This window comes from Streptomyces sp. NPDC002564, assembly GCF_042889645.1.
In the GTDB taxonomy this organism is placed as follows: domain Bacteria; phylum Actinomycetota; class Actinomycetes; order Streptomycetales; family Streptomycetaceae; genus Streptomyces.
The window spans coordinates 1,021,504-1,033,072 of record NZ_JBIARE010000001.1 but is presented as its reverse complement, the minus strand read 5'-3'; the positions used below and the strand labels follow the sequence as shown (position 1 = coordinate 1,033,072).

Here is an 11,569-nt window from a genome sequence, read left to right as displayed (position 1 = left end):
GCCATGTCCGCCTGGTGCCAGCACAACATCACCTTCCACGACCGCGACAGCGGCCAGCAGCTGATCACCCAACGCATCGGCCCTGCGCTGCTCGCCGCCGAGCGTGACGGACTGCTGCACGCCTGGTGGTTCATGAACAAGCAGCCCTGGCCACTGCGGTACCGGCACGATGAACGCGCCCGCGACACCATCACCCGCCTCCTCGACCAGCTGGCCGCAGACGACCGGATCAAGGACTGGACCACGGGCATCTACGAGCCCGAGACCGCCGCCTTCGGCGGGCAGGCCGCCATGCACACCGCCCACCAGCTCTTTCACCGCGACAGCCGCAACCTGCTCGCCTACCCGGTCGCCCTCGGCCACCTGGGCCGCAGGGAAACCGCCGTCGTGCTGTGCAGCGCCATGATGCGCGCGGCCGGACTCGACTGGTATGAGCAGGGCGACGTGTGGGGCAAGGTGGCCCAGCTGCGGCCTGCTCCGGTGTCCGGCCCGACGTGGAACGCCGCGACCTCCACGGCGATGCGCCGCCTGATGACCGTCAACGCCACGAAGCTCTGCGACCCGTCGAACAGCGGGCCGCTCATCGGCCACCACGACTGGGTTGACGCCTTCGAGGACGCCGGACGCTCCCTGGCCTACCTCGCCCGCGCGGGCCAGCTCGAACGCGGCCTGCGCGCGGTCATCGCCCACCACTTCGTCTTCCACGCCAACCGCGCCGGCCTCTCCACCGAGGACCAAAGCGCCATGTCAGCACTAGCGAAAGAGATCGTCATGGGATCGAGTGACACCACCGCGTCCACCCCGGCAGCCGGCGGCAAGGACACTAACCTCGCCGGGGTGAGCAGCCACACCATCGAAGCGACCGAGACCGCCGAACGCCTCCGTCACGCCCTGGTCGACCAGATCACCTCGGAGAGCCGCATCCACACGCCACGCGTCGTGGAGGCGATGCGGACCGTGCCCCGCCACCTGTTCGTGCCCGAGGCGCCGCTGGAGGACGCCTACGCGAACACGACCGTCCACATCAAGTACAACGAGGCCGGCCAGTCGATCAGCTGCGCCTCGCAGCCGGGCGTCGTCGGGCTGATGCTGGAGCAGCTTGAGCCACAGCCCGGCGAGCGGATCCTGGAGCTCGGCGCCGGCACCGGCTACAACGCCGCGCTCCTGGCCCACCTCGTCGGCAAGGAAGGGCACGTCACCACCATCGACGTGGACGACGACCTGGTGGACGGAGCCCGCGCGCACCTGGCGGCGGCCGGAGTCGACAACGTCACCGTCGTGCTCGGTGACGGTGCCCTTGGGCATGCCGAGGGCGGGCCCTACGACCGGATCATCGCGACGGTCGGCGCGCACGGCATCCCGCACGCCTGGCTGGAGCAGCTGGCGCCCGGCGGACGCCTCCTCGTACCCCAGCGGCTGCGCGGCAGCGTCAACCGGTCCATCGCCTACGAGCGCCGCGATGACGAGTTCATCTCCGTCAGCAGCGAGATGAACACGTTCATGCCGCTTAGGCGCGGTGTGGCCGACGACGACCGGCCCCTGATCCCGGTCACCGCCACCGGCACCGTGCACCTCCAGACCAACACCGACCAGGTGGTCGACGCCGCCGCCCTGGCCGACGTCCTGGACCAGCCGTCCGTGCAGGAATGGACCGGCGTCCTGTACCGGGGCATGGAGTCGCCCGAGTGGATGGAGCTCTGGCTGACCCTCGCCCTGCCCAGCGGCCTGAACTGGATGTCCTTCGACCGGGCGAAGACGGCCGGGACGCTGCTCACCGACGACCCGTACCCCAGCTCCACCGCCGTCTTCGACAAGAGCGCGCTCACCTACCTGGCCCGCCGCCTGAGCGACCAGAAGACGTCCGAAGGCGGGAAGCTGTGGGAATTCGGCGTGATCGGGCACGGGCCCGGCGGTGACGAACTGGCCGCCCGCGTCGCCGAGGCGATGAAGGAATGGGACCGCGACTACCGCGGCCGGGAGGCCGACTTCGAGCTGCGCCCCCTCGACGCGGCCCCCATCGCACCCCATCCGGGGCACTTCACCATCGACACGCCGCTGAACCAGATCGCCATCAAGTGGCAGTGAGCGGTCGGTAGTTCGCTCGTGTGCCCGGTCGTCTCGGCGGCCGGGCACACGCCCCCTGCCCTGGAGGACGGATGGACGGCACCAGCCCGATAGCCCGGCGCTTCCCGCTGATCGCACGCGTCAGACCAGCATGCTTGCCCCTGCCGGAGCGCGTCATGGCGCTCAACCGCCTCGCCGACCAGAGCGAGCGGGACAACGACCACGGCGCCGCCTCATCCGTGTGCAACCAGGCGGCGCTCCTTGCCTCCGATGTCGGCTTCAACGAGCTCGCCCGCGAGATGTGCCACGCTCACGCGGAGGCGTACCTGACCGTGGGCCCCCTGTCGGCGATGGACGCCATCCGCGGGCTGGAGCCGCTGGTCAACCTGGCTCGCCTGGACATCCGCGCCGGAGAGGCGAACTCAGGACTGAGCCGGCTTGACTGCCTGTTCGCGGCGGTCAGCGAAGGGCTGCCGCTCAACTACAGCCACATCCCCGTTCCCGCGAACCTGGTCGACACCGCTGAGGACCGGCAGGAAGTACGGGCCTGGCTGTGGCGCGTACTCCTCGCCGACGGCACCCGCACACTGACCTCGACCGGCCGCTGGAGCGAGGCCGAAGCGCACATCGAGCGCCACCGCGGGGTCGGACTGCGCATGCTCGACGGACGGCAAGTCGCCGTCATCGCCGCGCTGGTCAAGGGCGACCACGAACGTGCCGCACAGCTCATCACCGACACCGAGCCCGGCGAACCCTGGGAGGGCAGCATCACGCACGCCCTCAATACCGCGGTCAGGATCGTGAGCGGCGCAGCACACCAGGCCGACGCCACGGCGCTTGTCGCCGCCTACCTCCAGTCCGCCAAGGAACCCGGCCGCACCGTCTTCGACATACGGCTCGGCCTCACCGCCCTCGATCTCGCCTGCCAGCTCAAAGCCCCAGCCGACGCCGTCGCGCACGAATTGGCAGCCCGCGTGTTCGCGGCTAACGACGGCTATGCGGCCCGCGAACTCCTCGCCCATCCCGCATGCGTGAACCTCCTAAGCGAGCAGCAGACATCCAGATGCCGCGACCTCGTCGACGCGTGCGCACTCGGGGCGGGCCGACTGCCCGAAGAACTGCTCAGCACGCTTCAGCAAGCACTGCGCACCGCCCACCGCGTGCTCGTCCGACGCCCCTAGCCTCCAGCGGTATTGCAGCCCGTCGACTCCCGCCCGGCGACGCGGCCCCGTCCCGTACTGGTCGGTCGATGACGTCGACGCCGCACGCCAGCTCCTTCTCGATGCCGGGTGCACCCACCACCGCGGGCCCCTCGACGTCGGTGACGGCACTGGTCGCCGCATCGCACAGCTGCAAGATCCGTTCGGCAACGTGATCGGCATCGACGGATTCTGATCACCCCCTGGAGGACACCGACGCGCCACTGCCCGCACGCCTCGAATACGGCCGTGAGCATCGAGTACGGTGCGGGTCTTGGCCGGCCTGGGCTGATCTGCGCCGCGATGTCGTGAGCCGCAAGGCTGATCACACTGCTGTGTAGCGGGCGAAGAACTCGCTCTCAGCCTCCGAGATGCGGCGCAGGGCGCCCGTCTCCAGGTTGTAGGCGGCCATCTTCGTGGTGGCCTCAGCGTACGTGTGCTCGCCGTCCCTGATCGCGTACCCCAACTCCAGCTTGGCTCCCCGGCAGGTGACGACCCAGACGTCCACGTGCACGGGCTGCTCTCGGTAGTCCAGCGGCCTGTTGTATTCGATCACTGACTGCTTGACCACGAACGCGTGCCGTCGCCGTTCGGCCTCCTCGGTCGGCAGCAATTCCTGAACCATCCTCGTACGTGCCTCTTCGAGGTACGTGAGGAAGCAGCTGTTGTTGATGTGTCCGTAGCTGTCCTGATCGGACCAGCGCAGCGGAAGCGAGTACGTAAACGCAGGCATGGAGGGTCTTCCTGTGCGGCTTGCTGAATTGCTGTGGGCGGTGCAGAGCCGCCGGGTCGCCGGCCCTGCACGAGAGCGTCGTGCTAGCTCTGCTCCTCGGCCACCGGAGGGTTGGCGGGCCCGCTAGCGATCATGGCCTGGACTTCACGCAGGACGCGCTGCTCCGTGGCTCGATCGTGGAGCAGCTGGGTGATGCGGGACATCGCCGCGCCCTCGTCGGTCGGCAGCGCGACGCGGACCAGGCGGTGCAGCTCGGAGAGGCACTCGTCGGTGATGGCGTCCCGTGGCACTCGGGCGATCACCGTGGCGGGTGATACCCGGGTGACCGACCACAGGCCGGCAGCTTCCTCGACCGCCCAGATGACGGTGCGGCGGGCGGTGTCCAGCGTGAGGTGCGCGTCGGGGCCCATGAGCCTGCTGACGGCGGGCATGGGGACAGCGTGGTCACCCGCCAGCAGTGCCGCCTCGTCGGCCGTGTTGACCACCCCGCGCGCGGCGAGTGCCGCAACCTCGCGCCGCCAGCGGGTGGCGGCGTCCTCGGCCACGCGATCCTGGGTGTGGCGCTGCGCCGCCTCAACGTCTGCCGCGTCCGCGGATGCGCCGGCCCAGGCGTTGCGGACGTCTCCGAGCGCGTCCCACTCCTCCTCGCCACCCTCGACCCAGGTGATCACGACGAAGCGTGCTTCGGGCATGGAAGCCGGGTAGAGGACGTGGCTGACGACTTCGACGGTGTCCCAGTCGAGCGCGGGGACGTTCATGCGGAATGTGTGTCCGTCGCGGGTCTCGCCCATGTCCCGCTCGGTGTTCCAGACGTGTCGGGCGTCCGGATCCTTCTTGATCTGTTCGATCAGCTCGCGCAGGTCTGTGTCATCGGGCCTGATCGCTTGGGCGAACTTCAGCATCTTCACGTAAGCGTGGGCGTGCAGATCCCAGTCCTGGTACTGGGTGCGGGCCTCCGCCGAGGTGAGTGCCCACCGGATCAGGTTCGCCCCGGGCTCCATCACCCACGGCCACCATTCCGCCATGGCCGAATTGAAGCCGAGGATGTTCCAGTGCTGATCGCACAGGTAGGCCGGGCTGGGCATCTGTCGATCGATGAGCAGGCGCAGTGCGCGCTGAAGCTGCGGCTGGGCGGCACCGCGCGGTGGGATCAGGTTGCTGCCGATGTTGTGCAGCATGAGCACGTGACGCTGCTCAGTGTCCAGGCCGAGTGCGTCGGCCAGCGACTCGCACTGCCCCGGGGTGAGGCGGGGAGGCGTCGCGCCGTGCTCGATCTTGCGATAGGTACGCTCACTGATCCCCAGAGCCCGGGCCGCCCGGGGCTGGTTCACACGAGCCGCCTTGCGCCACCCGCGGAGCAGGCCACCAAAGCCCATGTACTGACCGGCCAGGCGCATGCCGCCCGTTTCCGAATTCCCTTTCGCCGCACTGGCATTGACACCGCGACCCTTTTGCTGCGCGACCACGCGAAACCTGCCTTACACACGAGGGAACACCTAGCCTCGGGCGCCCTGAAGATGCGCAGCGCAAAGGCGGCATCTCCACGCCCGAGCCCCCTCCCCTTTAAACCATACGCAATCAAGGAATGATCTTGAGGGAGTGTGGTCTGCCCCACACGCACACCGCGAGTAGCTACGTTCGCGCTTGGCGGTGACGTGGAATCGGCAAAATGTTGCCGGTTTTCGTTCGTATCCAGTGACTACAGGTCTGGACCACCAGTAGCCGCATTCGATGTGGCATGTCGGGACCACCCACCCCCCGCTCCACGAAAGGGAGTTGCCTTCCCTTTAGCGCGCGCTGGGCAGCGCCTCGCGGGTCCGACCTAACGGAACCAAACGGACAAATGGCGACCGTTGACGCCCTGCCGCGACTTGACTTAAATCGCTCCTGACCGCGCAAGTTCAACAATCTTTTGGCCCGCCGTGAGGTCGAACGCAGCGATCGACGGCTCTTCCCCAGTGACCGACACCCCTCCGCCTTCTCTTGCGGCGGGCCGAGGCAGAGCAACGAGTGTGAGGAATAGGCATGTGGTGGCGTCTCAAGCGCAATGAAACCCATCGCAGCGTTCTGCGAAAAGAGTGTGAACGCCTCCTCACCGACCTGCCTTTGCCTGAGCCTTTCGACATCGAAAGCCTCGTGCGAAATATGCAGGACGCACTCGGGCGGCAAATCGTCCTCATACCGCTGGCCGATCACGAAGCAGGACCGAGTACGGCATGTGGTTTGCGTGTGAAGACTCCGGAACTGACGTTTGTGCTGTATCGACAGCGCGCCAGCCGCCACAACACTGATCACGTCATCCTGCACGAGCTGTCCCACGAATGGTTCGACCACGGCACCACCCTCACGAGAGAACAAATCGAGCGCTTTGTTCCAGCCCGGATCAGACAAACCGTGTTGGAGCGATTCCCAGGCGCCCTGGTGCAGGGACGGGCCAACTATGACACCCCGGAAGAGCAGCAGGCGGAGCTGTCTGCCTACTTGATCAAGCGATCGGTGCGCCGACGGCAGCCAGTCGATGCCGGTGGGGACGACATGGTCACTCTCCTCGAACACTCCCTGTCCCACCCCGTCGCCCCGCCTCGCCGCGGCAGAACGAAATCCTGAGGAGCGCAGGAGCATGCTCGCCTTCTTCGAATACCTGGCCGCGTCCGTCATGACCCTCGTCTCGATTTGGCGCGCCCCGGCCGTCCGGTACGGGGATGCCCACCGACGGAGCCTTTGGGGCGGTTATGCCGGTTTCGCTGCAGCTCTCTGGTTGAGCACCGGGGCGGTGATGGACGCTGTCGCCCGGATACCTGTGGTCGACCTGGACGCGCTGCTGAAACACTTCGCATCCACTTCGGCAATTCTGGCCGCCTTGACCTACGTAGCAACCAGTTACGGTAAAAGTTCCGCATCGGTGGTTCCGCGCCACGTCGCCGTGTCCCGATGGATCGCGCGGGTCGCCTACAAGGTCGGCATGGTCGGCGTCACCGTACTGACGATCCTTTTCTTCACGGTGGTGGATCGACCGACCCACAGCACGGATTTCGTGACCGACCATGCTGGTGAGCTCGGCGCCGGCATTTACATGACGGTCTTCTACTTCTTCCCGCTGGTGACCACCGCCGTGTGCGGCTACCAGTGGACGCGCGCCTCACGGCGGGCTGAGTCCACCAGCATGCGCCTGGGACTGGTCTTGATGGCCATCGCCATGTGGATGGGCCTGATCTATGTAGCAGCTCGGATCGCCATCATCTGGGCCGCCATCGTCGCTCCTCTGGCTCCCGACACCCTGGACGCAGGCGTCACCGGCACCGCGATCTGGATGAACGCCCTCTTCCTCATCGTCGCGCTCGGCGCCAGCATCCCGACCACACAGGCCGCCGTCGCCCGTTGGAGGACCTGGCGTGCGCTGTATCAGCTCTATCCACTGTGGCGCGACCTGATGGATGCCTTTCCCGGCACCAGCCTGTACCCGCCGCGCTCCCGGCTGCGCGAGTGCACCCGTTCCTTCTCCACCTTCGACGTGCGCCTGGACCGATGGACTCAGGACATCGCTGACGTCGCGGACAAGATCCGCTACGTCGTCCCGGCCGAGCTGCTCTTCGTTGCCGAGGAAGCAGTTTCCGCCCACCCTGACCCCGAGCCGGCCGCCGAGGCGTACTGGTACAAGGCAGGTATCGAGGCCACCGCAATCCGGGAGCCCAGCGACCGCCCCCTGCTGCCGTTGCAGAGCAAGCCGTTCACCGACGCCACCGCCGAGTCAGCATGGCTGGTGCGAGTCCGCGCGGCATACTCCGAGATCACCGCAGCCCAGGCACGGCGCCTGCTCACCCTGGCCGAGGGAGAGGCCGCCTGAGCCCCTGACCTGCGGCCCCCGACATACCGCTCGGCGACCCCGCACACAAACGCCGTCGCCCGACCGCCCGCGACACCGGAGCGCACCACGATGAATCCCCCCACCGACCGCCTTTCCTTCCCCGCGTCCTTCTCCTGGGGCACAGCAAGCTCCGCCACCCAGAGCCAGGGCGCCACACCAGCGGACAACTGGTGGACGTGGGAGCGAGCGGGCAGGGTCCCCAGCAGCGGCGACGGAAACGCCTTCGGCACCCGGTATGCCGGAGACTTCGCTCTGCTCTCCGAATGGGGCTTCAGCGACTACCGCATGTCTCTGGACTGGGCCCGGCTCGAGCCTGAGCCGGGCCGCCACGACCCGCATGCGGTCGAGCTGTACCGCGCGATGCTCACCGCGGGCCGCGACGCCGGACTGACCATGTGGGTCTGCCTGCTGCACACCGCACTCCCGCAGTGGTTCGCCGACCAGGGCGGCTTCCTCTCCCCGCAGGCAGATGAGACCTGGGCCCGGCACGTGGCCTTCGTCGCAGAAACGTTCGCCGACCTCGCCGACGGCTGGATGCCGATCAACAACCCCACCGCCTTCGCACAGAAGGCATACCTGACCGGGACCTTCCCACCTGGCCACACCTCCCAGGAGGAGTTCCTCACCGCACTCCAGGCCATCCACCGTGCCGACTTCGAAGCCGCCCTCATCCTGCGCCAGACCGGGAAGCCCACCTCCACCAACGAGGCCCTGCTCACGCTCCACCCGACCGACGACAGCTCCGAGACCGCCGGCATCGCCGCCCTCATCGACTCCGTGGTGTGGGACTCCTGGCTGAACCTGGTGCGCAACCCCCGCTATGAGAACGCCTTCGACCTGTACGGCTTCAGCTACTACTTTTCCCCCGCGATCAACGCAGCAGGCGACCTCCTGCCGCACCCAGCCCACACCCCGGTCGGTCCGCAGGGATACGTAGCCTGGGCACCCGGACTCGGTGAAGTGCTCGCCCGGCTCCACCAGGAGCTGCCGGGCAAACGCTTCCTCGTCGCCGAGATCGGCTACGGGGGCGACGACGACGGCGCACGATCCGCCTACCTGCGCGACGCCATCACGCAGGTACACGACGCGATCGGCAACGGAATCGACGTCCGCGGCATCCACCTGTGGACAGCGATCGACAACTACGAGTGGCTCGACGGACACAACGTCGCCTTCGGCCTCTTCGACGCCCACCGCGCACCGCGCACCAGCGCCCGCATGATCCGCGAGCTGATGCGCCCGTAGCCAGAGGCGCATCCCGGCAGCCACAAACCCCACCAAACGCCCTGTTACCGTGAAAGACGACGTCATCCGGTACAGCGCCGGCGACCGCTCGGTCTACAGGCACCGTGCGCAGAGACAGACGATCGATGGAGTTCAACCTCGTGTCCCACCCCGCTCCCCCCACCTGCCTCGTCCTGGACTTCGGAGGCGTGCTGACAACGCCCCTGCTGCCCGCGGTACTCGCCTTCGAACAGCGGGAGGGCCTCGCGGAGGGAGCGTGCATCACCGCGCTCTACCTCAACGAGGAGGGCGTCCGCCGCACCCGGGACCTGGAGCGCGGAGCCATCACCCAGGCCGAGTGGAACCAGCACGCAGCAGCTGCACTCGGCGTGCCCGCCGACAACCTCATGGGCCGCATCTTCGCCGACCTCCAACCCGAGACGGCCCTCATCCATGCCGCGGCAGCCGCACGCCGGGCCGGGATCAAGGTCGGCATTCTGTCCAACAGCGTCGGCCTGTCGCCGTGGAACCTCTACGACGGCTATGACCTGGACTCCCTGTACGACGCCGTCGTGATCTCCGAGCACCTCGGTCTGCGCAAGCCCGACCCGGCCATCTTCGAAGCCGTCCTCAAGCAGCTCGATGCGCCGGCCGACCGAAGCGTCTTCGTGGACGACACCGCCGACTACCTCCAGCCCGCCGCCGACCTCGGATTCTCGACGGTCCACGCAACCGATCCCCAGCAGACGGTCGCGCAGCTGGAGGCTCTGCTCGGTATCCCTCTCACCGGATCCTGAGACGTCGTTCGCCCCGATCACGAAGACGCCGGCCAGGGCCTCAGCACGCACCGGCTTCCCGATGGACGGGCCGATCCCGCATGAGGTGACAAGTTGAACGATCGATTCCAGCGCCAGCGTGCCGCAGTGCCCGTCCCGCCACGGCAGCCTGCCCCGAAGCCGCAGTGGGAGGGACTGTTCCTTGCGCCCCCCTTCCTCGGCCATCCAGCCGAGGAAGAGCCGGCCGAGCCGCCACCGCACGGTCGACGGCGCCGCGGCGGCCGGCGCGCGCAGTAGCCCGGCAGGCGCTTCGCGGGCGTCGGACAAGCAATCGCCGAGCCAATGTAGGCACACGGCGCACTCGCAGCATGCGCCCGCTTCCGCTCGGGTGCGCTGGCCTGCGTCGCCGCGCCTTCACATCCACGCGCTACAGGTGACTTAGGTTGGAGCCGGGCGTCTTGTGGATGCACCGCGTTGGGCCTGTGCTCCACGCGCCAGGCCCAACACCCCCGCTCATCCCCGTAGAAGCCGTGAGCGGGCGGTGGGAGTGGCCGCAGTTCTCATCCGCCGGGCCGGGCCCCCGGCAGCTTCTGAAGGGCTGCGATCAGGTTGTTGATCGTGGCGACGGCCTCGGTTGATGCGCCCTGTTGATTACCCCGCGCTGCCAGACCGAGAATCTGCCCGTTCGCGAACCCCTGCATCAATTTGAGGGCATCGATCGCGGCGGGCATGTCCTGCCAGTCCGCGTCATCGGCGAAGACGTCCGGGGCGATCGACAGAGCAGCGCCCAGCCCCTCCCGCACGGCCAGCGGAACGGCCACCTGGTCGCCCGCGCGCAATGCCCGAACGCCGTCGAGCGTGAGCAGCGTCTGCCCTGCGCGTTCGTTCACGGTGCGGGCGATCTCTTCGTCCGAGGGCGCGGGGGTGAGGTATCCGGCCTGCAACAGATAGTTGATCTTCTCGCCCACGGTCCGCGGCAACGAATTCTCGTCCGCCTTGACCGTTGCGGTCTCAGTGACTCCGAAGGACCGGTTCTGCGCACGCAGCAGGTCCTGGTTGCTCACGCCGTATGCGGCAGCCAGCGGCTCAACGTAAGCGTCTTTGAGGCGCTCGATCCCGCGCTCGGCTTTCGAGACCGGGATATGGCTGCGAGCGCCGATGAACGGTCCGACTTCCGACTGCGCGTATCCGGCATCGCAGCGTAGGTCGGCCAGGTCCGGCTCACCGTCCCGCGGGAAGAGCACGTCCAGCGGGCTCTGCAGCGCCTTGGCGATGGCCGGGAGCTTATGGGCGGGCGGGTTCGACTTGTCGCCTTCCCACTTGGCCACGGATGCCCTGTCCACATCCACCGGTGCCCCGAGTTCGGCCTGCGTGAGGTCAAGCTCTCTACGCCGGGCACGAACGCGCGCACCACTGAACTGACGAGCGGACATGCGACTCCAAATGCTGCGTGACCTGCGAAAACGGACAACGAGGAAACTTCACCCACCCACTTGATAGGCAGAAGCACGTAACGTAACTTTACCTATCGATGCAGGTCGCCGCACTGTCGTCGACCCCGGGCTGCCAGTTCCTCACCCTCGGCAGGCCCCTCACGCTCCCCGGAAGCCGGGGTGGTGAATCCCCGTCGCCGGAGATCCTTATGAGTTTGCCATCCAATGGCGCATCTTCCCACCCCGAGCAGCACCTCGCTGCCTCGCGGGCGGGG

At 67.7% G+C, this 11,569-nt stretch carries 9 protein-coding genes; 6 read left to right on the top strand and 3 right to left on the bottom strand.

The features are described 5' to 3' along the window. The first annotated feature begins 3 nt into the window (after nucleotides 1-3). Together fxlM and ACFYXE_RS04815 are read left to right on the top strand one after the other, a co-directional pair. Nucleotides 4-2,085 carry a methyltransferase, FxLD system gene (gene fxlM / locus ACFYXE_RS04820; RefSeq protein WP_389308849.1) on the top strand — a complete coding sequence of 694 codons (2,082 nt, stop codon included), beginning with the start codon at nucleotides 4-6 and terminating at the stop codon, nucleotides 2,083-2,085. Between the two features lie 155 nt (nucleotides 2,086-2,240). Then, entirely contained in the window at nucleotides 2,241-3,245 is a 1,005-nt protein-coding gene (locus tag ACFYXE_RS04815) for a hypothetical protein (protein WP_389308847.1), read from the top strand. 343 nt (nucleotides 3,246-3,588) lie between these two features. Here ACFYXE_RS04815 and ACFYXE_RS04810 read toward each other — a convergent pair whose 3' ends face one another. Together ACFYXE_RS04810 and ACFYXE_RS04805 are read right to left on the bottom strand one after the other, a co-directional pair. Next, nucleotides 3,589-3,996, bottom strand: coding sequence for an acyl-CoA thioesterase (locus ACFYXE_RS04810; protein ID WP_389308845.1), 408 nt, complete (start codon nucleotides 3,994-3,996; stop codon nucleotides 3,589-3,591). Between the two features lie 83 nt (nucleotides 3,997-4,079). After that, nucleotides 4,080-5,462, bottom strand: coding sequence for a helix-turn-helix domain-containing protein (locus ACFYXE_RS04805; RefSeq protein ID WP_389308843.1), 1,383 nt, complete (start codon nucleotides 5,460-5,462; stop codon nucleotides 4,080-4,082). Nucleotides 5,463-6,021: 559 nt separating this feature from the next. Between ACFYXE_RS04805 and ACFYXE_RS04800 the strand changes: the two genes are divergently transcribed. From ACFYXE_RS04800 to ACFYXE_RS04785, 4 genes are all read left to right on the top strand, one after another. Continuing rightward, nucleotides 6,022-6,603 (top strand): hypothetical protein, encoded by a 582-nt coding sequence (locus ACFYXE_RS04800; protein ID WP_389308841.1) that lies wholly within the window; start codon nucleotides 6,022-6,024, stop codon nucleotides 6,601-6,603. Between the two features lie 13 nt (nucleotides 6,604-6,616). Continuing rightward, nucleotides 6,617-7,840, top strand: a complete 1,224-nt coding sequence (locus ACFYXE_RS04795; protein WP_389308839.1) for an MAB_1171c family putative transporter — start codon at nucleotides 6,617-6,619, stop codon at nucleotides 7,838-7,840. A 90-nt stretch (nucleotides 7,841-7,930) separates the two neighbouring features. After that, complete coding sequence (locus ACFYXE_RS04790; protein ID WP_389308837.1) at nucleotides 7,931-9,106, top strand: family 1 glycosylhydrolase; 1,176 nt, start codon at nucleotides 7,931-7,933, stop codon at nucleotides 9,104-9,106. A gap of 125 nt (nucleotides 9,107-9,231) precedes the next feature. Beyond that, on the top strand, nucleotides 9,232-9,882 hold the full coding sequence (locus tag ACFYXE_RS04785) for an HAD-IA family hydrolase (RefSeq protein WP_389308835.1): 651 nt from the start codon (nucleotides 9,232-9,234) through the stop codon (nucleotides 9,880-9,882). A 539-nt stretch (nucleotides 9,883-10,421) separates the two neighbouring features. On the opposite strand, the gene ACFYXE_RS04780 is transcribed toward ACFYXE_RS04785, so the two are convergent. Continuing rightward, nucleotides 10,422-11,294, bottom strand: coding sequence for a helix-turn-helix domain-containing protein (locus ACFYXE_RS04780; RefSeq protein WP_389308833.1), 873 nt, complete (start codon nucleotides 11,292-11,294; stop codon nucleotides 10,422-10,424). Nucleotides 11,295-11,569: the final 275 nt, after the last annotated feature.